We start from the raw sequence: 23,838 nt of genomic DNA, 5'->3' as shown, positions 1-23,838 counted from the left end.
GGGTCGAATGGCACTAACCGTGCTCGTCCCGATCGCAGTTCTCTTGATGCTCCCGATCTTCTGGCTTCTCAGTACGGCACTGAAGTCTCCCCAGCAGCTCTCAGATCCCAGTGTCGCGCTGTGGCCATCGCCAGCCCACTGGGAGAACTTTTTCAGCGCCACCACCTTTATCGACTTTTGGCCCTACCTCGGAAACTCGCTGCTGCTCTCAAGTGTGTTCGGGATTCTCACGACGATCTCATCCGCGATGACTGGCTATGGTTTCGCTCGACTTAAGGGGCGCGGAAAATCCGCATTGTTCGCGGTACTCATCGCGATGATGATGATGCCTGCCATCGTCACTCTTGTTCCGACCTACTTGCTCTTTGCCCAAATCGGACTGGTTGGCACATATTGGCCATGGGTCATGTGGGGGATCGCTGGTGCACCTTACTTGATCTTCCTCTATCGACAGTTCTTCGCGGGACTTCCGAAAGAGCTTGAAGAAGCCGCTATTCTCGACGGATGCAATCGCTTCCGCGTCTTCTGGACAATCTTTCTGCCGTTGTCCCGCCCCGTGATCATCACTGTATTCGTGCTCTCGTTCAGTAACGTCTGGGGCGACTTCATCGCCCCGAACCTGTTGCTGAACACCTCGAACACCACGTTGGCGGTTGCGCTTGCAGGTGGCTATGTCGACAGTCAGGGGCATCCGCTCAACCAGCTGGTAGCAGCTGGTTCGATACTGTATGTCATTCCCGTCGTCGTGATCTTCGTCCTCGCACAGCGTCAGTACGTCCAGGGTGTCAGCGGATCAGGAATCAAATAGATGCTCAAGGCAGATGGCCCGTCTCGCGACCGGCAGTACATGCTTCCAGAGCGTCGGTCGCATCGACGCCGAATGTCCGAGCCGTCCCGTTGAAAGTCACCGTGGGGCAAGATCCGGGAGAAGATCCCTCGCCCGCAACCGACCGGTCGCGGTCCTTGGTGATGCCGAATTCGTCGCACCCCAGCGGGAAGGCGCCCACGATATACGATGTCGCCCACCGCGCTGGCGTGTCGTCCCAGACGGTCGTGCGCTTCCTCAACGGGTTTGAGGGGATGACGAAGAAGACCCAGGAGAAAGTGCGGAGGGCGATCGCCGATCTGGACTATCGGCCAAACAGTATTGCAAGAGCGCTGCGAACGACATCCCCGCGACGGATTCTTCTCTTCGTCCATGGGCTGCAGCATGCAGGACCCGCGAACATCGTTGCCGCTACTCATTCGGCCGCCGCTGCGGCGGGCTACGGGCTCGAAATCGTACCTCTGGATGTGGCAAACGTCGAGGCTGGTCGAAGGCTGATCCTCGAGACGGATCCATCGCTTGTCGCCGGTGCCCTCGCACTTGCGCCCACACCAGAGATGGAGCGCATCTTCGACGCGCTTCCGAAACGGATTCCGCTCTTACGTGAGGTGAACGGCGACGGTCTCGAGGGCCCACGGTCGCAAGGACCGAAGGATCCCGGCACTCGCCTCGTCGTCGAGCATCTGCATCACCTGGGCCACCGTCGTCTTTTCCTCGTTGAGGGGCCAGCTGGCTGGTCATCCAGCGAGAGACGGGCGAGGAGCGCGATAGCTACGGCCGCTGAACTGAACATGCAGGTCACGGGCCGACGGCGCGGTGATTGGAGCGCGGCCTCGGGGTTCGCTGCGATCCGTGACGTTCAGAGCCTAGGAGGCGCCACCGCCGTCGTCTGTGCGAACGACGACTCGGCCCTGGGTGCGATGCTGGCGCTGTCGCAGCTCGGCTTGCGCATTCCGGAAGATGTGAGCGTGGTCGGTTACGACGATATCTCTACGGCCGCCTACATGAACCCGCCGCTGACAACTGTGCGGGTCGACTTCGAAATGTCCGGGCGAATCGCCGTCGATCGCCTGATCGCGTTGATGGCCGAACGAACCGGACAGGAGGTGCAGCGGACTACTGAAGGGCCGACGCCCCCTCAGCTGATCGTACGATCGAGCTCCGGGTTGGCCCCCAATCCGTCGGCATAAATCGGTACCGTATGCGAGCATCACGGCGACGGTAGTCGATAAGTGGCTCTGCGCTATCCGGCCCTGCCACGGTGCCGTCAGAGATTGATGGTCATTCTCGCCTTTCGATACGTACTGACTGGGGCCTCGCCGAGCCCGTGTCGCAGTGCCCTTCATCGACGTCCTGTGTCGGTGCCCAAGCAATTGCGGAGCTGATCTCCGGTGATCGTCACCTGTGGGGCGAACTCCTCGCTGCAGACGTAGCGGCTGAGAGCGGCGAGCATCTGACGAGCAGCCGGTTGCGACTGACGCTGGTCTCCGTCGAGACGCATGGAGCAGACCAGAACACCCCCTGAACCGATCTGCGCTTCCCACAAGAGCCCGAGACGTCGCGCAGTGAACCACGTGTCGATAGGTCGGACAATTGGCTCGATCTGCGGCAACTCATCCAAGATCATCGCCTGCGCACCTTCGAGGGGCTCCCACCATTGCCAATCCGTGTGTCCGGCTGATGGGAAAGCTGAGAAGAGGGGATGATGCGTGTCGTGAGTGATGCCGAGGGTGTGCGGGGGCTGATTCTTCGTGCACGAGGTGTTCCAGAATATTGTGGAGAACCCGAAAGCGACGTCGGTGTGCGGTGAGCCGAGATTCGGGAAGAGCACGACTCGCTCACCCGCCTCGGCGCGACGGATGCTGTCCTCGATGTCGAGACTGAACGACACACCGGGACGGGCGGGAAGCCTTTCGGGCTCTGGGTAGACCCAGATGTCCCAATCGTTCTCGTAGTGCTGCCCTGACGCAGATTCGGCTTCGACCAGGAGGGACAGCTTGGACGCCTCCGCGATGTCCGAGAGGGAAACCGAAAGAACGCCGTGGATGTCCTTGTTGCCGACTTCAACGAACACAGTGCCGATGTTTCCGGAATGCCACACGTGCCCAGACTCATCCGAGAGCGACCAGGAGATAGTCATGTGCTCTGAGTCGGAACCGAAGTGAGCCACCTGGACCTCTGCAGTGAGTTGCTCGGCCGTATCGAAAGTCCGTTTCGGCAGCCTGACCAACGGCACGGTGGGACCACAGAATCGAGCGAACTCGTCAGCGGTGCAGTAGCCCTTCTCCTCCCAGAACGCGTTCAAGACACCCACAGGCGCGGTCCCTTGGCCGGGAAAGTCGCTCAGGCCGAGCAGATGGAATCCCCCGAAACCTGCAGTGCGCAGGGCAGATTCGATATCTTCCTTGTAGCAAAGTTTCTGCAGCCGGCCAGAAGCGTTGAGAAACTCTTCTGCGCGGTCGTCGAGGCCGGCATCGACGAGGAAGTCCTGGAAGATGGAGAAATTGCGGGCAGACATGAGGCCCGTGTACCGCTCGATTTCGGCCAGGTCGGGATAGGCGCACCATTGACCTATCTCATGTCCGATCACTGGTCGGGGGCGGCCCTCCACCCACTCGCGGTAGTCCGTGATCGTCTCCGGCGGTTGACTGTTGATTCGCGACCCGAGGCCTTCTCCCCAGTGCTGGATTCGCGGCTCCGAGATGATGTCGAAATCGTTCTCGGTCAGCACTGGCCAGGCAGATCCAGCGGTGTAGAGGCGGCGAGGATCCAGCCGTCGCATCAGCGATACCCAGGCGGCGAGGAACTCCTCGTCCCTGCCGGCGGGTTCATTGCCGTGCGCCATCATGAGGAAAGAGGGATGGTTGCCGTAGACGTCGACGATCCGCCGGCACTCTTCAATGAGAAAGCCGTCAACCGACCTGCCTTCGCCGATCGAGCTGCCGAGGTTCGCCCAGATCGGCCCTTCGACCTGAAAGTAGAAGCCGACTTCGTCCGCGGCGGCGAACGCTGCTTCTGGTGGGCACCAGGAATGGAATCGCAGCAGGTTCAATCCATGTGCGCGACAAACGTCGATGATCTTGCGCCACGGTTCCATGTCGGTCGGCGGGTACCCGGTCAGAGGGAAGACGCAGCATTCAAGGGTGCCTCGAATGAAGGTCGGCCGACCGTTCACCGCGATGTGGGTTCCGCTGACACCGACCTCGCGCAGTCCGAAGGTGGTGGTGCGGCTGTCGCTGCTCCGCTCACCGTCAACAGATGTTTCGACGACGGTGATCAATTCGTAGAGGTGGGGGTGGAACTCGTCCCACAGCTTAGCCTGGTCGCCGAGCGCTAGATCAATGTCGACGTGGCCCGCGCTCTCCGTGACTCCCGACTCGAACAGATCCTGACGGTGGTCCTCAAGTGCCGCCTCAGCGACCTGAGATGTGCCTCCGGGCGCGGCGAGCAAGCGAGCGGTCACAGTCACTTTTCCAACTCCGAGGCCTCGCGTACCGCCGGTGAGGTCCACGGCCACGCGGACGCTCCGGCGCGCGACGTCAGGGAAAGTCGCAACACGACGGATCGACACGTTCGGTACGGTTCGCAGTGTCATTGCCCCGATCACGCCGTTCCAGTTGCCCTGGGTGTGATCCGAGACGCTGTGCGCGTTCGGTCCGACGTCGACGATCATCCGGTTGTCGACTCGGATCGTCAATCGGTGCCGGCCCGGGGAGAGGCGACCGAGCCTGTACTCATGAGGGGCACTCAGGCTCCGTTCGGAGCCGATTCGAACGTCGTCGACCCACACCGCCGACTCCCAGTGCACCCGCTCGAGGCTCATGACCACCGACTGGTCTGCCCAGTCGGTGGGGACGTGCACCTCTCGCTGATACCACGCCACGCCCTGGTAGTACACGGCCGGCTGCAACCAGAAGGGCACAGAAATGCGTCCAGGCTCACGGTAGCGCGCGTAGCGATCGTCCGTATAGTAAGAGCGATCTTCCAGCTGTCCCGTCCACGGGGTGTCGATCGCTATGCTGTCGCCGTAACCCTGCTCCTGCAGTGATCCGGGTAATTGGATCGGCGCCGATTCCGGCCGCGCGTCGCCGTACGCAATGTCGGCGAACCATCGGTCACGTTCGCCTTGGTCGTGCGGATCCAACATGAGTCTCCACTCGCCGTCGATTGCGAGTGAGTGTCCGGTGGCCGACTGCTCGGTGCTGGTCATGAATCCGTCCTGTCGCCGATATTAGATGCGTCACGCTTTGCGTATTCAACGCACCCAAAGCCTACGAAGCTCGGGTCGAGCGAAGAATGACCGATACTACTGAACACATGGATGATTCGTTGGTCTGTTGGGGATATCGTCGGCAGAGGATTCCGGTCGCGTCCCAATGGAGCGCACGAGTGAGTGATTTCATTCAGCAGGGTTCGGCCTCGTCGAGTGGTCCCAGCAACCGCCATCCTGGCGTCACTGGGAAGGTCTGTCACATTCTGAATATGCTGACTCGGGAGACCATGGCGTCTATGCGACTCTGCGGCTCAGCAGCATCGCCTCGGGAATGGACGTAATCGCACGGATGGCCGTACCTGTGATGCGTCGCGGTATGGAAGACCCTGAACCGAATGACACAGATTCAAGCCGATTTGTGGCTCGTGGCTCGTGGCTCGTGAGAATTTATGCGGCTGACACCAACGCTGTTTCAGTGAATTCCCACGGCGGAGAGACGGCGGCTTCCTTCGTCCGCGAGCCGGACCTCCCAACGCGCTCGATGCGTGTGAGGATTTTGGCTCTTCAGTGAGGGCGTTGGTGATTGGGACTCCCTCTGCCATTCGATCTCGTCGTGCGTCTCTACGTCGACGGCGGCTCCCGGCGTTCCCCTGAGGGTGATCGTCTCCAATCGGCCTTGACTCCAAGTGGCACCCACAGTCGTCCCGCCGCGGGCGCGAAGTCCGAAGAACGATCCGGAGGACCAGGTCGAGGGAAGGGCAGGAAGGATGGAGATTGCGTCGTCGTGGCTTTGGAGAAGCATCTCTGAAATGCCGGCTATCGCCCCGAGGTTGCCGTCGATCTGGAACACGACGCCGGATGCCCATGCGTCGTGCGGGTGCAGTCCTAGAAGTGACGCCGAACTCAGATCGTTGATGAGGGTGGACAGGGATCTGCTGGCGAGCTGCGCATCAGTGAATCGCGCCGCCAGGGCGAGCACCCACGCCTGACTCCAACTCGTGTAACCGGTGCCCGCGGCGAGCCGTAGATCCAGCGCAGCGCGGGCTGCATGGAAGGACACGGGGTCGCGATTGATCGTGACCCGGTCTCCGGGAAACACGCCGTAAAGGTGAGACAGGTGTCTGTGTCCGGGTTCCGCGGGCGGCAAGGAATGTACCCACTCCGTGAGCAGTCCGTCTCCGTCGATTCCCGGACGCGCGAGTCGACGGACCCGGTTCGAGAGTCGCTCTGCAGCCTCGGTGTTTCCACCTCGTAGCTCGAGTGAGTGGAGGTGTTCCAGTGCGGAGAGGGCGAACTCCTGGTCCATGGTGGCTCCCGAGGTCACCGCAAATCGCTCGTCACCGACGATGTACGTGTTCTCGGGAGATGTCGAGGGGCTGACGATCAGGCCTTGGGGGCTCGGGACGAGGAGGGAGTCCAGGAACTCGGCGGCAGCCGTGGTCACAGCGAGCTCTGCATCGTGGATTGATTCCGACTCGCCGAGGAATGCACCGCGCTCAGCGAAGTGGGAGGACAGCCACGCCAGGCCGCTTGGCCAGTTGGACCATTCCGGTTCGCCGGGCACTGGAGTGGTGAGGCGCCAGATGTCGGTGTTGTGATGTGCCGCGGCTCCAGTTGCCTGATACAGGTTGGCAGCTGTCTGCTGACCGGCCTGCGCGAGATCGCGTGCGAGGTCGAGGAGTGGCTCGTGGAGCTCGGGCAGATTTGCGACCTCAGCTCCCCAGTAGTTCATGGGTGTGTTGATATTCAGTGTGTAGTTGCTGCTCCAGGCCGGGCGGGTGTCGACATTCCAGATGCCTTGGAGATTGGCGGCCTGGCTGCCGGGTCGCGATGAACTGATGAGAAGGTAGCGCCCGAGATTGAAGTACTGCGCTGCTGCCGCCGCCTCGCTGTTCCGGCTTCCGCTGAGGTCGATTCCCCCTCGTGAGTAGAGCTCCTGGTGCGATTCCCTGTGCCGCTGGCGCAGATCGTCGTATCCCCGGCGGAGTGCGTGCGCCACTCGTTCGCGAGCCCGGTCGACCAAGTGTTCCGTCGTGCCGAAGGGGCGCTCCGACCACCCGCGAAAGCCTGAGTCTGCGGCGGCGATGACCAGTCGCGAGCCAGCCGGTCCTGTGGTCTCCGCGACGGCCAGGGCCCAGCCCATACCTGCGGCGACGGTTCCTTTATCGTCGATGTCGTCCGTTCCGTATTGAACGGGCTCGGGATGATCGACGTAGTCGGGAAGGACTTGCGTGGGCGCGCGGCCCTCGGCCAGCAGCCACCGCACGCCGTCGCCGTCGTCGAAGTTCCGCTCGGTGTGTGGATGGGTGCTGCTGAAGCGCAGAGAGCCGTCCGTGTTCCCCGTGCACAGTCCGACGAGCACTCCATCAGCCGCGGAGACGAAGAGTGACGACCAGGCGTCATCTGCGTCGATTCTCGCTTCGGCGTCCACGAGGCTCAGTCGTCTCGTGTAGCGGCGGGGACGACCGTCGGTCGTCCATTCCCAGTGGAGGGCGCCGAGCGGCTGGTACGACTGCGACCATGTGGTGCCCTGGAGGCGGCGCGCGGCGACATCGGCTTCTGCGTGTGCGCCCGTTTCGATAGCCGATCGCAAGGCCTGAAACACGGAGTGAGACCGATGATCCGGTGCGACTGCGGTCGGCCCGCCCGACCACAACGTGTCGAGATTCAGATCGATCCGTTCGACTCCGACGTGTCCGTGGACGGAGGCCCCCAGGGTGCCGTTGCCCAGCAGAAAGGCTTCGGTGAAGCCTGTCGCGGGCTGGAAGAGTGTGATCTCGTGAGGATCCGGTTGCGTCACGACTTCACACCCCCGTCGGCCAACCCGGATCGCCAGCAGCGCTGTATCGCGAAGAAGATCGCAATGATCGGGCACTGGCGAAGCCCAATGCCGCCCAGCGGCCAGTGGTTCGGTGTCGGACATCCATTTCGGGGGTCACTCCTTTGCGGACGGTGTTCTCAAGGGGGCTGACGAGATCAGGGGGTCCGAGAGGATAGGACAGCATGCATCACGACAGGCCGAGGGAAGAGCCGGTCTTTGGGAAGGGGGAGCGGGCCGCAGGATGCAGACCCGATACCGTCTATGGCGGCATCGAGTCCGACGACAGTGCTTGGCCCGGGGACGAGATCCGCAGAGTGGAGGGCGCGTTCGAGGTCTTCCGAGGTCCAGGGCCGGACCGTGAAGCCGAATGTCGACAACGCCCTCACGTGCAGCGTTCGCCTGCCGTTCGACAGACGCAGCCACCGTACCCCGGGTCGGGCCCCGTTCTCCTGGGGGTACGCGTAAGGGGTCTGAAGCTCCGGCACGGTCCGATGGAAGCGCCCGAGACGAAGGTGGGCACCGGTATCGCGGTACCCCTCACTCGGTCCCATTCCGAACCACTCGACATCTCCGAACGAGCGGTCCACCGCGAACCGGATTCCGACGCGAGGCCAGGACGTCCACCACGGTCCCACCGGGTCGACGTGGTACGCCACCGAGACGCCGGTGGCGACGCGTCGCCAGACTGCTGTGGTCTCGACACCGTACCCTCGTCCACGCACGCCGGTACGCCCCCGCACGACGAGGGTGTCATCGCCGATCTCGATCTCCCGGATCGAGTGCTCCAGGGCGTGCAGTCCCGCTTTCCGCCACTCGTCCGCGAGGCTGGTCTCCTGGTCGAAGGCGATGTCGTTGCTGGTCGGGGCGCGCCAGAGGTCCACTTGGGGGGAGCTGTGGAACTCGATGCCGTCGAGTTCCTGCAGTCCGCCCGACACCGGATCGAACACCGCTGATCCCAGTTCGATCTTCGATCTGGATGTGCGCGTCCGCGGCCTGAGCGTGGGAAGGGGAGCGGGCGCGATCCCCGGTAGAGGTCGCGGGGCGGTCTGTGCCCAGGCGACCTCATGACCGGCCGCCGCCCAACTCGTGTCCTGCGTGGTGAGGATCCGGAGGGTCAGCACGGCATCTGCGTGGTCGTCGGCAGCTGGCAGGGCGTCGGACGGGAGGGCCATCGTCCCGATCGACCCGGCGGAGATCGGAGGAAGGGCCTCCCGCCCGCTCCGCACAAGTAAGCCACCGAGTTCGAGTGACCAGACGGCTTCGAAGCCCTCGGTGCCGACGACGTCGTGAAGATTGCGAATGCGGGCGACACGGCCGTCGATCTCGATACGGAAAGGTTCGAACACCTTCTTGAACTCGTCGAGCCCGGGCGAGGGGGTACGGTCGGCGAAGACGAGCCCGTCCAGGACGAAGGTCCCGTCGTGAAGAGGCTCTCCGAAGTCGCCTCCGTAGGCGATGAAGGGCCGCCCGTCATCATCGGTCTGCTCGAGGCCATGGTCGATCCACTCCCACACGAAGCCACCCTGCAGCCGTGGGTACTTCTCGTAGAGATCCCGGTAGTCGGCTAGGCCGCCGGGCCCGTTCCCCATGGCATGGGCGTACTCGGTGTGGATGAACGGGAGTGCCCGCCGTGCGATGTCAGCATCGGTGTCGCCGGGGGAGTCCGGGTCGATCCGGTCGACACGCCTGCCGATCTCGTCGATCTCGGCGAACGTGCGGTACATCTGTCCGAACACGTCGACGTACTCGCAGGCGGTGTCGCCTTCGTAGTGCACGGGTCGAGACGGATCGCGGTCCTTCACCCATCGGGCCATGGCCCGCAGATTGGTCCCGGTGAACGACTCGTTACCGAGGGACCAGATGATGACGGAGGGGTGGTTCTTGTCGCGTTCCACCATCCGGCCGATGCGATCGATCAGGGTGTCGGCCCATCGCTCGTCATCTGCAGGATTTCCGATCCACTGCTGATGGACGTACCCGTGCGTCTCCAGGTCGCCTTCGTCGATCACCCAGAGCCCATGCAGATCGCACAGGTCGAGGAACTCGGGTGCCGGCGGGTAGTGGCTCGTCCTGACCGCGTTGACGTTGTACCTCTTCATCAGGAGCACGTCGGCTTCCATCGCTTCGCGCGTGAGCGTCCGGCCGCTGCGCGTGTCGAACTCGTGCCGGTTGACGCCGCGGAGCATGAGCGGCCTGCCGTTGACTGTCAGCAGTCCGTCCCGCACCGCGACCGTTCGGAACCCGACACGGAGTGTTCGGCTCTCACCCGCGGAGGTGAGCACGACGTCGTACAGCCGCGGGGTCTCGGCGCTCCATGGTTCGATGCCCGGCAACCGCGCGTCACCCGTGCTGTCGAACTCGATCCCCAACTCAGGAACTGAGACGGTCGCATCGCAGACCGTCTCGACACGGAGCTGCCCCTCGCCGGTCGACGAATCGAACTCGGCGTGGACGAAGGCGTCACCGATCCCGCGCGGGGGCCGCTCCACGAGCGTCACGTCCCTGAAGATCCCGGGCAGCCACCACATGTCCTGATCCTCGAGATAGGACATCGCCGACCACTGGTGTACTCGCACGTAGAGTCGATTCGAGCTGCGCCGAAGGACCCGCGTCGCGTCGAAGTCCTGAGGGAGTCTGCTGCCGCGTGTCACCCCGAGGAGGTGTCCGTTCAGCCATACCTGGGCGATCGAGTCGACCCCGTCGAAGCGCAGGACGGTCGTGGAAGGTCCCCAGTCGGGGGCATCGAAATCCAAGGCGTAGACGCCGGTGGGGTTGTCGTCGGGAACGTGTGGTGCGTCGATCGGAAAGGGGTAGAACTGGTTGGTGTACCACGGCGTGCCCCAGCCCTGCAGCGGCCAGTGGCCGGGAACCGCGATTGTGTCCCAGTCGCTCAGATCGGTGTCCGGCAGAACGGGCGCGGATGCGTCGTCGAAGATGCTCCCGCTGAAGCGGAACCGCCACTGCCCGTTCAGACTCAGCTTCCGGGCGCTGCCGGCCGCGACGTGCGCCGACGTCGGCGTCGTCCATTGCGAGGGTGCGATCGCCTCGACGTAGCGCACATCGCTCCAGGCACTTTCCATAGAGCGATCGGATGCCTCGACCTCATCGACAAGGGGAGTTCCCATGAGCGTTCACCTTCCGTGAACGATCACGTGATCGTTCACGGACACGTTAGTTGTGGAGGGTATCCGCGGTCAAGAGATCTGGAGAGCGGTATATCGACCGCTGGCGCGCAGGAGAACCTCATGACGAGCCGCGCCACAGTGGTGACGGCACGACGACTCGAGAGCTCGATCCGATCAGCGCGTCCTCGAGGGCGGCCGTGATGAGGTCGCCCGCGGCCTCGGAAATGGCATGCCGGTCGATGGAGAGCGTGCTGAGTGGAGGAGACATCAGGGCGCCGAGGTGCAATCCGTCGGTGCCCACGATGCGCACGTCATCGGGGATGCGCAGTCGCATCGCATGAGCCTGTTGCATCACGCCCATCGCCATCATGTCGTTGAAGACCACCACGGTGTCGATGTCGGGATGGCGACCGTGGAGCTCCGAGAACGCCGCTCCGGCGCTCTGGAGCGACTCGGGTGAGGCGACGACGGGGGCCTGGATTCCGAGGGTGGCGAGAGCCTTTTCGAACGAGGCCCGACGCGCAGTGGGGTGGTAGGTTCCGGCTGCGTTCCGAGAATCGATCATGCCGAAACGACGCGCACCAGTAGCGACGAGATGTTCGACGAGACCAGCCATCCCCTGATCGAAGTCCAACTGCACGGAATGAATGTTCGGCAGGGTGGCGGACCGTTCGATGAAGATGACGGGGATGCCGCGCGCGGCTCGCGCGATCTCGGACTCCGGAGCCTCGAAGTACCCCACGACCGCATCGACCTGCGAGGTGAGCGAGGTGAGGACCTCGATCTCCGATTCGTTCTCACTCGTGGCGATCGTCGTCTGCCACCCGAGACCCCCGGCCATATCGAGGATGTCTGCTGCCAGATCGGTGTAGTACGGGTTGCGAAGCGTCGCGAGGATGACGCCGAGAGAGTGGTGCTTCTGACGAGCGAGGTTGCTGGCGAATCGGCTGGGCCGATATCCCAGCTCTTCGCTGGCGCGGAGGACTCGTTCGCGAGTCGACGCCGTGATCTCGGACATTCCGTTCATGGCGCGGGTGACCGTCTGCCGCGATACTCCGGCCGCTGCGGCGACATCGGTGATGGTTACCCTTTTTCCCGTCATGAGAACAGGCTATGCCCGCCACGCGCGGACCGGTGATCACAGGGGCCTTGACGTGCCGATGGGAAAGAAATCGCTCGAGGGCTGGTGAAACGACTCGACGCGCGCTACATTGCCTCTATTCGTGAACGTTCACGTGAACGAACACGGCTGCTCAATGTCGAGATCGATCCCGGGAGACCAACGATGCGCCCCGTGCCACAACCATCGCCGCAGTACTCATCCGACTGGGTTCGCTCGATCCGGCCAAGGGAGCTCATCCCGACCTGAAGTCGCCGACATGACAACGCCTCGGCGGTCGTGTCGGCTGCGACAGCTCACGTGCTTCCGGTCGCGATGGCGGTTGCCGCGCTCACCGGAGCGAGCTGCTCAGCAGATCGCCGCGCTGCCCCGATGAGACCGGGAGCATTCGCCTTGAGACCAGCGAATGCGACCACCTCGCCGTCGTCTGAAAGCTATTGCCCTTACTCCCCAAAACGTGCGATTCACGAAGGAGCACTATGTTCACCGAAATCTCGTCTCCGAAGTCTCCGAAGCATCTGGCCTCACGCATGCGACGAAAAGCTCTCGCAGGTGTCTTCGTCGCAGTTCTCGCATCTGCGGGGCTCGCTGTCAGCGCGGAACCGGCTGCGGCGGCGAACACCGCTTTCTATGTGGACTGTTCGGCGACCACCGCCGGTGACGGCTCGTCCACCACGCCATGGAACACCCTGACCAGCGTCGCCTCGCGCACGTTCGGTGCAGGAGACTCCATTCTTCTTCGTCGCGGTACGACGTGCGCCGGTTCATTGTCATTCTCGGGGTCAGGCGTGCAAGGTGCCCCGATCCGCGTAGATGCCTACGGTTCGGGAAACAAACCTGTCATTGCGACAGCGGGAGCGGCGGCCCAGTCCGTGTTGCTGTCCAATCAGCAGTACGTCACGGTGACGAACCTCGAACTATCGAACAAGGGTGCCAGCGTTGCACTTCGCCGGGGGGTATACGTCACGATCAGCGACTTCGGAGTGGCGAAGGGCATCACCCTCTCCCACCTGAACGTCCACGACGTCAACGGAGACAACAAAAAGGATGCCGGCGGCAGTGCGGGAATTCTGGTCGATGCCCGCGGCAGCACAACACCCTCTTGGTACGACGGAGTCATGATCTCAGACAACCAGGTGACGACTGTCGACCGCACCGGGATCGGCACCGCCTCTGATTGGTGGTGCCGAACTTCGGTCCGCTGCACGAGCAGCGGTCAGCAGTGGACACCATTTCGGAACGTCGTCATACAGAACAACACCGTCACCGACACCGGTGGCGATGGTGTGGTGGTCCAAAACGCCGATGGGGCTCTCGTTCAGTACAACACGGTGACCAAAGCGGCGCAGCGAAACCCCGGGAACAACGCTGGAATGTGGCCCTGGAACTCCGACAACACAGTCTTCCAGTTCAACGAGATCTCCCAGACCCGTCGTTATCCCGGCACCGGTGACGGTGAGGCGCTCGACATCGATTTCGGAACCAACAACACCGTCTTCCAATACAACTACACTCACGACAACGAAGGCGGGATGGTGTTGTTCTGCGGTTGCTACGGCACGGCCTCGAACGCAAAGGTGCGCTACAACATCAGCCAGAACGACGGATCCAGAGTCATTGCGGGCCAGGGGGTCCAAGGCGGAGACAACTCCTTCACCAACAACACGGTGTACCTCAAGCCAGGATCAACCACGAAAGTCTTCGAGAACGGGAACACCCCGCTCGCCATCGAGAACAACATCTTCTACAACCTCGGAAGCGGAGGATACGACAACGCCCCCGACCTCTTGTGGCAGAAGAATATCTTCTACGGATCTCATCCCGCATCTGAGCCGTTCGACGCCTACAAGATCACCGCCGACCCGCGCCTGGCCAACCCCGGAGGCGCAGGCGCCGGTCTGGCATCAGCGGCCGCCGCGTACAGGCCCACGTCAACGTCTCCTGCCTTGCTCGCTGGCGCGACCATCCCGGGTCGCCCGGCTCTCGACTTCGCAGGAACCACCCTCCCGTTGGGGTGCGCCGCCGACATCGGAGCGATCCAAACCACAACCGTCTGCCCCACAGGCTCGGTGATCGTCGGCAACGGGAGCTTCGACGCAGCAAGCATGTCGCCGTGGGCGCCATACAACGGCGCCCAAAGAGATACGTCGTCGACATTCGCAGGTGCCGCAGCGCTCAAGACGAACGGGAGCGGATCAGGAGCGGAGCAGACCGTGGCGGTTCAGCCGAACACCACCTATCTCTTGACGGGTGAGGCGCGAGTCGCAGCCGCTGGCGGCAAAGTCGGAGTCGGAGTCAAGAGCTTCGGTGGAACGGAACGGTCAGCATCGACGACCACCACCGGATGGCAGGGAGTGGCGACTACCTTCACAACCGGGGCCAACGCCACGACGGCTGTCATCTACTGCTATCAGTCAGGCGGTGCTGGCGCAGCATATTGCGACGACATTCAATTGACGAAATCAGTGCCCGTGGTCTCGAACGGGGGATTCGAGAGCCAAGCGCTTGGCCCTTGGAATGCCTGGAACGCAGGCGTGACGACGAGCGCCAACGCCCGTTCGGGAAGCTCAGCAGCTGTCATTGGCCCTAACGCTGGATCTGTCGAGCAAACCATCGCAGTGCTCCCGAACACGACGTACCAACTGACAGGCTGGGGAAAGACGACCACGAATCAACCGATCAGCATCGGTGTCAAGAACCACGGAGCGACTGAAGTGTCCGCAACCATCGGCACCACTGGTTACTCCCAGGGCGCGAAGACCTTCACAACAGGTCCGACGGCGTATCGGGCGACGGTCTACTGCTATCTCCCGAGCGGCAGCGCATCGAGTTACTGCGATGACATCAGTATCGTCCCGTGAGCGGGAGCCATCAGCGCTACGGCGGCCAGTCACCCGTCAGGCGGTGCCAGGCAACATTTGGTCGATGTCCGCTCATAGTCTGGCGCGGCTGAGGTGATTGGCGCCAGGAAGCTGATGTTTCACTGATGTGAAAGGCGGCGGAGTACTTCGGAAGGGTTTGACTCGTTCGAAGTGCTCCGCCGGTGCCGAGGCTCCGCTCGCGCTGTGAGAACGAGGCCATCTAGCGCTGCGATGTACAGCGGAGCGCTCAGCCGAGTCGGCTCACGGCGTCTTGCGAATCGTTGATTATCGAGACAGTCACGACGGCATCGTGACCATGGTCGACGAGGTCGCGCGGGTTCTCTTGTTCATGTAACCAGTCGTCAAGGCCGCTGGGGTCAGTCCCGGCCGCTGAAATGGAACGGCACGACATGTCCGCCCGCGTGGGGCGCTGTCGGCAGCTGTCCAGGTGCGAGATGCGCGGGACCGGGCGCGAGCGCAGGCGGGTAGGCGCTGATGAACCTCGGCTACGACGCGATGTTCCCCTCGACCGTCACGAACGTGAACCCGGCGATCCTGTCGGCGCTCTCGCCGAACGCCGACGAGAACCACGACTTCTTCTCGGGGATCGGGCGCCTCCTTCGTCATGCGTCGTCGCCGTCTCAGGTGCGCTCGTCGGCCAGGCGGGCGCGTCGCTCCTCCTCGCGCTTAGAGTAGGTGGCGGCGCGGATCGCGTCGTCGGACTCCAGGCCCGTTCCCAACGCGCCGCCGAGTGTCGCCGCCGACGCGACGAACCAGGTGAGTACGAACAGATAGCCGACTTCGACGGTTCGGCCGAGAGATTCGCTCATCACCGCCGTGTCGAGCACGAAGAGCGCCCAGGCCAGGTTCACGACATACAGCGCCAGATAGCAGATGACGATGCCTATGGTCAGAGTCAGCAGCGTCGAGGTGTTGTAGAGACGGGATCTCTCACGGGCCTGAGTCGAGTCGTCGTCTGGACGATCCCAGAGCCTGCCGTCGATCACGATCCAGGCGATGATGATCGCGATGGAGGCCACCGTCGCCGCGACCAGACGCCAGCCGGACAGCGAGCTGGCGAGCGACCACACCGTCGGCTCGATCGTCGCCACCGCGCCGGTCGCCAGGGCCGCGACCAGCGCGGACTTGAGCCCGGCGGCGAGCAGCCATGGACGATTGGCGAGCACCATGCCCAGGAGCACGCGCCCCCGGGCACTGAGTCCGGGGAGCGGCAGGCGCTGCTCGTCCGGCGAGGCGGGCCCAGCCATCCCGTCGACGAGTCCCCGCACCGCATGGCGGGCGCGGCTCTGCACCCGGAAACCGCCCAGGGCGGGCAGCGACAGCACTGCGGAGTGGCGTCGAGGATCGATCGCCGCCAGCAGGTAGCGGCCGTCGTCGTCGCGAAGCGGAAGCTCGGTGACGCCGATGACGAGATCCCACCCGTTCTGCTCGGCGTGCGCTCGTAGCCGCTCCAGGGCGACGTCGACGTCTTCAGACCCGAGGGTGAACGGCTCGCTGACGAGTTCGACGATCCAGCTATCGGCCGCAGCGGCGATCGGTGGCGCGAGGTCGGTCATCCGACGCGCGACGACGGTGGGCGAAGCCGGGTCGGCCACGAGGCCCACTCGGATCGGCTCCATCTCCGCAACATACACCCGCCTCGCGTCGGCCACATCGGCTTCTGCGATCGCTGCGCTGCTCGGTCGAGGGGCAGGGCTGCCAGCGAAAAGATGGATGCCGCGGCATCCACCCTGCTTTCGTCTGCTGCCCGCCGGTCAGGCCGGGGCGTCGTTCGGGTCGAGTGAGCGCAGCGCGTCTTCCTCGACCTCGTTGTCGGCCGTCAGCTGGTCTTCGGTGTTCTTGTCTCCGCCGAGCGCCGCATCGCGGTCGGGGCTCGCGTCGCCCTGGATGGCGCCGCGCGGCGATTCGCCGTGTGAGCTGTCGCCCTGGATCGCGCCGCCCTGCGCTGAGCCCTGAGCGTTGCCGTCTTCGGCTTCGCCCTGGATGGCGCCTCGGGCCGCGTCGCCGTGTGAGCTGTCGCCCTGGATCGCGCCGCCCTGCGCTGAGCCCTGAGCGTTTCCGTGCAGCTCGTCGCGTTCGGTCGAGGCCTGTCCGTCGGGTGCCGTGTTGTGCTCCGGGTTCTGCTCGGGCGAACCCTCAGCGGGCTCTTCGGCGTGCGGGGTGCGTCCTGTGTTCTGGTCCATGCGGCGAACGTACGTCTGCCCCGGCCCTGCGTGGAGGGCATTGACAAACCGCATCCACGCGCTCAGAACGCGGTCAGTCCTTCTTCGACGTGCGGATCGGGGTGGTGACGGCCGCCTCGTCGCTGAACTCCACCGGGTCGGCCTTCTTGTCGAGGATCTCGGCTTCGTCGATGATGCTCACCGGCCGCGTCTCATCGAGCGTCATCAGGAATCGGCTGTTCTCGGACCTGTGCAGACGACCGGAGGTGAAGACCCAGATCGCGCCGATCGCGCAGGCCACGAACCCGGCGGTGCCGCCAAGCATGATCGCGCTGCGAGGGCCGAACGTGTCGGCGACCCACCCGGCGATGGGGGCTCCGACCGGAGTCGACCCCATGATGACCGCCATGTAGAGCGCGAGCACACGGCCGCGGAGAGCAGGAGCGGTCGTCATCTGCACGTAGCCGTTCGCAGTCGTCAGCAGTGTGACGATCATGAATCCCGTGAACGTCAGGGTGACGGCGTAAGAGATGTATGTCGGCATCGCCGCCGAGATGAACGCCGCGATGCCGAAGCCGCCGGCCGCGAGGATCACGACCCGCACTCTGGCGCGGTCGCGTCGAGCGGCCAGCAGTGCGCCGGCGAGGGAGCCGATCGCGAGCACTGAGCTCAGCACTCCATAGCCGTCGGCTCCCGCCCCGAACTCCAGCGCCATGGTCGAGGCGAAGATCGGGAAGTTCATGCCGAAGGCACCGATCAGGAAGACCGTCACGAAGACCACGCGCAGGTCGCTTCGCCCCCACACATAGCGGAAGCCTTCGGCGAGGCCGCCCGGGCGGCGGTTCTTCAGACGCGGCGCCAACTGGCCGGTGCGCAGCAGGAGCAGCGCGACCAGCATCGCGAGGAACGTCACCGCGTTCGCGATGAACACCCAGCCCGATCCGATCGCGACGATGAGCAGGCCACCGACCGCGGGGCCGATCATACGGGCGAGGTTGAAGGATGCCGAGTTGAGGGCGACCGCGTTCGACGTGTCGCCCGACGAGACCATGTCGGAGACGAACGCCTGCCTGGCCGGTGCGTCGAACGCGTTGACGACACCGAAGCCCGCGGCGAAGCAGAACATCATCGGCAGGGTCATGACGCCGTTGAGCAGCAGTACACCCACGGCGATCGCGAGCAGCAGCAGCGCCGACTGCGTGGCCATCAGGATGCGCCGTCGCTCGAACCGATCGGCGACCCAGCCGGTCAGGCTCACGAGCACGAGAGGCGGACCGAACTGCAGCGCCATCGTGACGCCCATGGCCGCAGCGTCGTTGTCGGTGAGCTCGGTGAGCACGACCCAGTCCTGGGCGGTCGCCTGCATCCACCCGCCGATGTTCGATACGAGGGCGCCGGCGAACCAGATGCGGTAGTTGATGTTCGAGAACGAACGGAACATCGCGCTCATCGGTCGACCACCTTTCGCATCAGGGCGCTGGCTTCGCGCAGCGTCGCGAGCTCTTCCTCCGTGAAGTCGAGTTCGCCGAGCATCTCGGCGAGCAGCTCGTCTCGGCGCTTGATGGTCTGCGCGACGATCTCGGTGCCCGCCTCGGTGATGTCGACCTGCACGCGACGCCGGTCTTCGGCATCCGGAGTGCGGACGACGTAGCCCTGCTCTTCGAGGCCGTTGATCATGTTCGTCATCGACGGTGCGGTGACGCGCTCGCGCTCGGCGAGGGCCGTGATCGTGCGGCGACCGTGCATGCGCAGCGTGGCGAGCACCGCGAGCTGCGCATCGCTCATCGCGTCGACGGCTCGGGCGCATCGCAGGCGCCGTGCGAGTCGAAAAGTCGCCATGCGCAGGTCTGTCGCGGTGAGGTGGAGGGATTCATCAGACGCAGACATTACTTAGACAGTCTAAGTAATTTTCCGCGAAACCGGAAACCCCATATCGGAACAGAACGTCACACACGACAGAATGGACGGGTGACCCGAACCCCCGCCATCGAAATCGCCGTCCAGGATCCTGCCGGAGTCCGCATCGCCGCGGCCGTCGGCGCCGCCCGCGTAGAGCTCGCCCAGGCATTGCCGCTCGGTGGACTGACGCCCTCGCTCGCCACGATCGAACTGGCGGTCGAGACCGCTCGCACCGCGGGTCCCGAGGTGCACGTGCTGATCCGCCCCCGCGCCGGTGGATTCCACTACGACGCCGACGAGATCGCCCTCTCCGAGCGGGACGTCCGTGCGGCGATCGAGGCCGGCGCTCACGGCGTCGTGATCGGTGCGCTCGATGCGGAGGGGCGCCTCGACCTCGACGCGATGGCCCGGCTGCGGGACGCCGCGGGCGGAGCATCCGTCACCCTCCATCGGGCGATCGATGTGACCGCCGACCCCATCGCCACGCTCGTCGCCGCGCGCTCGCTCGGCCTCCGCCGGGTGCTCACGTCAGGAGGGGCGTCGGCCGCGATCGACGGCATCGACACCCTGCGCGCCCTGGTCGCCGAGGCCGCCGGTGAGATCGAGATCATGGCGGGCAGCGGAGTGGATGCCGCCAGCGCCGCCGCCCTCGCCGCGACCGGCGTCGACGCGCTGCACTTCTCGGCCAAGCGCACCGTGCACGAAGACGGCGGCGTGCGCATGGGCTCGGCCTCCGACGGTGTGGGCGGCTACGAGATCACCGACCTCGCGATCGCCCAGAGCGTCATCGCCGCGCTCGACGCCTGACCCGCACCCGTGAGCGCCTGCCCTGCGCCGCGCTCGCGGACCTGACGCACGCCGCGCACTCTCAGTAGGGTGGGGGCGTGACGGATACCCGAGAATTCACGGATGCTGACGGCATCGCCATCGTCTACGACGTCCACGAGGCGGCGGGTGATGCGCGAGGAGTCGTGCAGCTGCTGCACGGCGTCGGCGAGCATGCAGGTCGCTACGGCACGCTGATCGCGGCGCTCACCGAGGCGGGCTTCCACGTCTACGCCGACGATCACCGCGGACACGGTCGCACCGGCATCCGACAGCACGGAGGTCCGGCCAAGCTGGGCCGACTCGGCAAGGGCGGCCTGATCGCCGCGAAGGATGCCGTCTGGCAGCTCACCGGCATCATCAAGGACGAGCATCCCGATCTTCCGCTCGTGCTGCTGGGACACTCGTGGGGCTCGTTCCTCGCGCAGATGCTCGTGAACGACCACCCCGAAGCGTGGGACGCCGTGATCCTGTCGGGTTCCGCCCTGCGGATGCCCGGCTCGCTCAATGCCGCGCCGTTGAACGCCCGCTGGGCCGCCGACGATGCGACGGGGCTCGAGTGGCTCAGCCGCGACCCCGCGGTGTGGAAGGAGTTCGACGAGGACCCCCTCACCACAGACGTGCCGCTGCTGAAGCTGTTCGGTCCGATCGAAGCCGCGAAGCTCTACGGCCGCCCCCGCAAGGACCTCGGCCGCGACATCCCGATGCTGCTCCTCGTGGGTCGCGACGACTCGGTCGGCGGTCCCCGGAGCGTGCACAAGCTCGCTGACGAGTACCGCACGCGCTCAGGGCTCACCGACATCACGACCCTCGTCTACCCCGATGCCCGTCACGAGATCTTCAACGAGCTGCAGCAGGATGAGGTCCGCGCCGACATCCTGTCGTGGCTCGACACGCACATCCCCGCGCGCTGAGCCGCACCGCATCCTTCCCCGCGTCCGCGTGTTACGCCCCGTGAACGGGTGTTACAGCGGGTGAATCCGCGTGACGCCCACCCGACATATCGGTCTCTCCTCCGCATAGATTCGCGGCGAGAGGGAGGTGCGTGGTGGGTTTCGCAGACGACTGGAGGGCATGGCACGAGTCGCGCGAGCGATATGCCGGTGCTGAGTACGGCCCGGCCGCGCTCGAGTCGACGAACTGGCTCATCACCGAGCCCGCTGCCGTGGAGGGGGTTCCTGGGCTGTGGGCGCTCACGGGAGACGGAGGGATCCGCGGCAGCGATCTCGGCACTTCCGGGTCGGTCGTGACTCTGCGCGGCAGCGAGTCGCTGCGGCTCGGGCGCCGTGAACTGCGCGTGTTCGACCGGCGAGGCACGGTCGCGCTGCGGGTATTCAACCCGAGGCGACCCGAGCGCGAACGGTTCAGTGCGATAGACGCGTATCCGCCTCGGGAGGGCTGGCGGATCGCGGCGGCGTTCGAGCCGACGCCGGGGGAGACGATCGCCGTGACGTCGATCGACGGGCACGTGCACGATTCCGACCTCGCGGGCAGGCTGCACTTCACCCTCGACGGCGTCGCCGTCACCCTCTCGGCGACCCGCACTCCGCAGGGCGCTCTGACCGCGGTCTTCGCCGACGGCACGAACGGCACCGAGACCTACCGGTTCCGCTTCCTGCCGATAGAGGAGCCGGCCGCCGACGGCTCCGCAGTGATCGACTTCAACCGGGCCTACCTGCCACCGTGCGCGTTCTCGGATCAGTACGTCTGCCCGCAGCCGCCCGCCGGCAACCGCTTCTCGGCGCCGATCCGCGCCGGTGAGCGTGCGGTGGTGCTCGGGCGCTGAATCCGCGGGTTCACCGCGCCGGTGCGACGACCGCGGCTTAAGCTGTAACCGTGCACGGTGAATACAAGGTTCCAGGCGGAAAGCTCGTCGTCGTCGACCTCGAGGTCGAGGACAGCAGGATCGCTCGCTTCCACCTCGCCGGCGACTTCTTCCTCGAGCCCGACACGGCGCTCGACGACATCGACCGGGCGGTCACCGGCCTCCCGGTCGAATCGGATGCCACGGCCATCGCCGCAGCGGTCCGCGCTGCCCTGCCCGAGGGGGCGCAGCTGCTCGGCTTCACGCCAGGGGCCGTCGGTACCGCGGTGCGCCGCGCGCTGGTGACGGCACCGGGCTGGAACGACTTCGACTGGGAGATCGTGCACGAGAAGGCGGTCTCGCCCCGCATGAACCTCGCGCTCGACGAGGTGCTCACCTCGCGCGTGGGCGAAGGGCGCCGTCGACCGACGCTGCGCATCTGGGAATGGGACCAGTCGGCCGTCGTCATCGGCTCGTTCCAGTCGTATCGCAACGAGGTCGACCCCGCGGGCGCTGCTCGCCACGGCTTCGACGTCGTCCGCCGCATCTCGGGCGGTGGCGCGATGCTCATGGCCGCAGGGCAGATCATCACCTACTCGCTGTACGTTCCGGCATCCCTCGTGCAGGGCATGACCTTCGCCGACTCGTATGCCTTCCTCGACGACTGGGTGCTGCAGGCGCTGCGGTCGCTCGGGATCGACGCGATCTATCAGCCCCTCAACGACATCGCCAGCTCGTCGGGCAAGATCGGCGGCGCCGCGCAGAAGCGCCTCGCGAACGGGGGAGTGCTGCACCACGCGACGCTCTCGTACGACATCGACGGCCAGATGATGACCGAGGTGCTGCGCATCGGCCGCGAGAAGCTCAGTGACAAGGGCACGACGTCGGCGGCGAAGCGGGTCGATCCGCTGCGCAGCCAGACCGGTCTCGCGCGTGCCGAGATCATCGAGCGCTTCAAAGACACGTTCCGCTCGCTGACCTCCGCCGAAGACGGCGCGATCACCGCCGACGAGTACGCCGATGCCGAGGCGCTCGTGGAGTCGAAGTTCGCCACCGACGCGTGGCTGCAGCGGGTTCCGTGACCGACGCCGCACCTGTGCCGGAGGCGGCGCCGGGCGACCCGGCGCCGGTCGAACCGGCGCCCGTCGTCCGCGGCGATGTCTCGATCCTCCAGGGCGACAATCTCGCCGCAGCGGCGACTCTTCCGTCTGCGTCTTTCACGCTCGTCTACCTCGATCCGCCGTTCAACACCGGCCGCGCGCAGGAGCGACAGGTGGTCACCGCCCGTCGCACGTTCACGACTCAGCAGGAGTCGGAGGCCGATGGCATCGCGCTCCCGGAATCTCGCGGGTCCGCAGCCGCAACGGCCGCGCCCATGCTGAATACCGAACCGGCGACGACGCCTTCCGAGGTGCGTCACGGATTCCACGGCCACGCGTACGAGCGGGTGCGCGGGATGCTTCGTACGTACGACGACCGCTTCGACGACTACGGTGCATTCCTGATGCCCCGGCTGGAGGAGGCCTGGCGGCTGCTCGCCGACGACGGCACGCTCTATCTGCACCTCGACTACCGCGAGGCGCACTACGCCAAGGTCATGCTCGATGCGGTGTTCGGCCGCGACTGCTTCCTCAACGAACTCATCTGGGCCTACGACTACGGCGCGAAGTCGCGACGCCGCTGGCCCACCAAGCACGACACGATCCTCGTGTACGTGAAGAACCCGCGCGAGTACGTGTTCAACGCCGACGACATCGACCGCGAGCCCTACATGGCTCCGGGTCTGGTCACGGCCGAGAAGGCCGCCCGCGGCAAGCTGCCCACCGACGTGTGGTGGCACACGATCGTGCCGACGACCGGGCGTGAGAAGACCGGATACCCGACGCAGAAGCCCGAGGGCATCCTGCGGCGCATCGTCCGAGCATCCAGTCGCCCGGGTGACCGCGTGCTCGACCTCTTCGCCGGCAGCGGCACCACCGGAGCCGTCGCCTCTGCTCTCGGCCGCGACGCGGTGCTCGTCGACGACAACCCCGAAGCGGTGCGCGTCATGACCGAGCGGATGCCACACGCGGTGGTCTCGCGCGTCGGGGAGTAGTCGGGCATCTTTCGACCACCTTCGAGTGTCGGATGCTCTGACCAGCCTCGCAGTATGACCGGTTAT

General features: G+C 65.0%; 16 protein-coding genes and 1 pseudogene. 9 read left to right on the top strand and 8 right to left on the bottom strand.

The features are described from left to right. The first annotated feature begins 7 nt into the window (after positions 1-7). Together OD997_RS10080 and OD997_RS10075 are read left to right on the top strand one after the other, a co-directional pair. A complete protein-coding gene (locus OD997_RS10080) occupies positions 8-808 on the top strand; it encodes a carbohydrate ABC transporter permease (RefSeq protein ID WP_434331442.1) in 801 nt (266 codons plus the stop codon). A 161-nt stretch (positions 809-969) separates the two neighbouring features. Further along, positions 970-2,016 carry a LacI family DNA-binding transcriptional regulator gene (locus OD997_RS10075; RefSeq protein WP_434332370.1) on the top strand — a complete coding sequence of 349 codons (1,047 nt, stop codon included), beginning with the start codon at positions 970-972 and terminating at the stop codon, positions 2,014-2,016. Between the two features lie 152 nt (positions 2,017-2,168). On the opposite strand, the gene OD997_RS10070 is transcribed toward OD997_RS10075, so the two are convergent. The 4 genes from OD997_RS10070 to OD997_RS10055 all read right to left on the bottom strand — a co-directional run bounded on the left by OD997_RS10070 (position 2,169) and on the right by OD997_RS10055 (position 12,087). Further along, a complete protein-coding gene (locus OD997_RS10070) occupies positions 2,169-5,036 on the bottom strand; it encodes a sugar-binding domain-containing protein (RefSeq protein WP_434331441.1) in 2,868 nt (955 codons plus the stop codon). Positions 5,037-5,511: 475 nt separating this feature from the next. Further along, positions 5,512-7,962, bottom strand: a complete 2,451-nt coding sequence (locus OD997_RS10065; protein WP_434331440.1) for a glycosyl hydrolase family 95 catalytic domain-containing protein — start codon at positions 7,960-7,962, stop codon at positions 5,512-5,514. Positions 7,963-8,015: 53 nt separating this feature from the next. Beyond that, a complete protein-coding gene (locus tag OD997_RS10060; protein ID WP_434331439.1) occupies positions 8,016-10,985 on the bottom strand; it encodes a glycoside hydrolase family 2 TIM barrel-domain containing protein in 2,970 nt (989 codons plus the stop codon). Positions 10,986-11,103: 118 nt separating this feature from the next. Further along, on the bottom strand, positions 11,104-12,087 hold the full coding sequence (locus tag OD997_RS10055; RefSeq protein ID WP_434331438.1) for a LacI family DNA-binding transcriptional regulator: 984 nt from the start codon (positions 12,085-12,087) through the stop codon (positions 11,104-11,106). Between the two features lie 497 nt (positions 12,088-12,584). On the opposite strand from OD997_RS10055, the gene OD997_RS10050 reads away from it, so the two are divergent. Together OD997_RS10050 and OD997_RS10045 are read left to right on the top strand one after the other, a co-directional pair. Beyond that, the gene (locus OD997_RS10050) at positions 12,585-14,966 is read left to right on the top strand and encodes a carbohydrate binding domain-containing protein (protein ID WP_434331437.1); all 2,382 of its coding nucleotides are present in this window, start codon (positions 12,585-12,587) and stop codon (positions 14,964-14,966) included. Between the two features lie 489 nt (positions 14,967-15,455). After that, positions 15,456-15,662 (top strand): annotated as a pseudogene (locus tag OD997_RS10045) (hypothetical protein); the annotation flags it as partial. Here OD997_RS10045 and OD997_RS10040 read toward each other — a convergent pair. The 4 genes from OD997_RS10040 to OD997_RS10025 form a co-directional block, all read right to left on the bottom strand. Beyond that, positions 15,608-16,606, bottom strand: coding sequence for a hypothetical protein (locus OD997_RS10040; protein ID WP_434331436.1), 999 nt, complete (start codon positions 16,604-16,606; stop codon positions 15,608-15,610). The pseudogene OD997_RS10045 and the gene OD997_RS10040 sit on opposite strands and share 55 nt — an antisense overlap. Positions 16,607-16,741: 135 nt before the next feature. Next, positions 16,742-17,170, bottom strand: coding sequence for a hypothetical protein (locus OD997_RS10035; RefSeq protein ID WP_434331435.1), 429 nt, complete (start codon positions 17,168-17,170; stop codon positions 16,742-16,744). A 73-nt stretch (positions 17,171-17,243) separates the two neighbouring features. Continuing rightward, positions 17,244-18,590: an MFS transporter gene (locus OD997_RS10030; RefSeq protein WP_434332369.1), complete on the bottom strand. Its 1,347-nt coding sequence runs from the start codon at positions 18,588-18,590 to the stop codon at positions 17,244-17,246. Between the two features lie 5 nt (positions 18,591-18,595). Next, positions 18,596-19,036 carry a MarR family winged helix-turn-helix transcriptional regulator gene (locus OD997_RS10025; RefSeq protein WP_434331434.1) on the bottom strand — a complete coding sequence of 147 codons (441 nt, stop codon included), beginning with the start codon at positions 19,034-19,036 and terminating at the stop codon, positions 18,596-18,598. 81 nt (positions 19,037-19,117) lie between these two features. On the opposite strand from OD997_RS10025, the gene OD997_RS10020 reads away from it, so the two are divergent. The 5 genes from OD997_RS10020 to OD997_RS10000 all read left to right on the top strand — a co-directional run bounded on the left by OD997_RS10020 (position 19,118) and on the right by OD997_RS10000 (position 23,772). Next, positions 19,118-19,855 (top strand): copper homeostasis protein CutC, encoded by a 738-nt coding sequence (locus OD997_RS10020; protein WP_434331433.1) that lies wholly within the window; start codon positions 19,118-19,120, stop codon positions 19,853-19,855. A gap of 77 nt (positions 19,856-19,932) precedes the next feature. Next, positions 19,933-20,787, top strand: a complete 855-nt coding sequence (locus tag OD997_RS10015) for an alpha/beta fold hydrolase (protein WP_434331432.1) — start codon at positions 19,933-19,935, stop codon at positions 20,785-20,787. A gap of 131 nt (positions 20,788-20,918) precedes the next feature. Continuing rightward, complete coding sequence (locus tag OD997_RS10010; RefSeq protein ID WP_434331431.1) at positions 20,919-21,659, top strand: DUF1684 domain-containing protein; 741 nt, start codon at positions 20,919-20,921, stop codon at positions 21,657-21,659. Positions 21,660-21,709: 50 nt separating this feature from the next. After that, a complete protein-coding gene (locus tag OD997_RS10005) occupies positions 21,710-22,759 on the top strand; it encodes a lipoate--protein ligase family protein (protein ID WP_434331430.1) in 1,050 nt (349 codons plus the stop codon). Further along, positions 22,756-23,772, top strand: a complete 1,017-nt coding sequence (locus tag OD997_RS10000; protein ID WP_434331429.1) for a DNA-methyltransferase — start codon at positions 22,756-22,758, stop codon at positions 23,770-23,772. Before OD997_RS10005 ends, OD997_RS10000 begins: the two co-directional genes overlap by 4 nt. Positions 23,773-23,838 lie beyond the last annotated feature (66 nt).

The sequence above is a fragment of the Microbacterium sp. CGR1 genome (assembly GCF_051062835.1).
Classification (GTDB): Bacteria; Actinomycetota; Actinomycetes; order Actinomycetales; family Microbacteriaceae; genus Microbacterium.
This window is presented reverse-complemented; position numbering and strand designations above follow the sequence as displayed.

Bases quoted from the DNA above. Each gene is read 5' to 3' on its own strand.
- OD997_RS10080 (WP_434331442.1), top strand. From the start codon at position 8: ATGGCACTAACCGTGCTCGTCCCGATCGCAGTTCTCTTGATGCTCCCG.
- OD997_RS10075 (WP_434332370.1), top strand. From the start codon at position 970: ATGCCGAATTCGTCGCACCCCAGCGGGAAGGCGCCCACGATATACGAT.
- OD997_RS10070 (WP_434331441.1), bottom strand. From the start codon at position 5,036: ATGACCAGCACCGAGCAGTCGGCCACCGGACACTCACTCGCAATCGAC.
- OD997_RS10065 (WP_434331440.1), bottom strand. From the start codon at position 7,962: ATGTCCGACACCGAACCACTGGCCGCTGGGCGGCATTGGGCTTCGCCA.
- OD997_RS10060 (WP_434331439.1), bottom strand. From the start codon at position 10,985: ATGGGAACTCCCCTTGTCGATGAGGTCGAGGCATCCGATCGCTCTATG.
- OD997_RS10055 (WP_434331438.1), bottom strand. From the start codon at position 12,087: ATGACGGGAAAAAGGGTAACCATCACCGATGTCGCCGCAGCGGCCGGA.
- OD997_RS10050 (WP_434331437.1), top strand. From the start codon at position 12,585: ATGTTCACCGAAATCTCGTCTCCGAAGTCTCCGAAGCATCTGGCCTCA.
- OD997_RS10040 (WP_434331436.1), bottom strand. From the start codon at position 16,606: ATGGAGCCGATCCGAGTGGGCCTCGTGGCCGACCCGGCTTCGCCCACC.
- OD997_RS10035 (WP_434331435.1), bottom strand. From the start codon at position 17,170: ATGGACCAGAACACAGGACGCACCCCGCACGCCGAAGAGCCCGCTGAG.
- OD997_RS10030 (WP_434332369.1), bottom strand. From the start codon at position 18,590: ATGTTCCGTTCGTTCTCGAACATCAACTACCGCATCTGGTTCGCCGGC.
- OD997_RS10025 (WP_434331434.1), bottom strand. From the start codon at position 19,036: ATGTCTGCGTCTGATGAATCCCTCCACCTCACCGCGACAGACCTGCGC.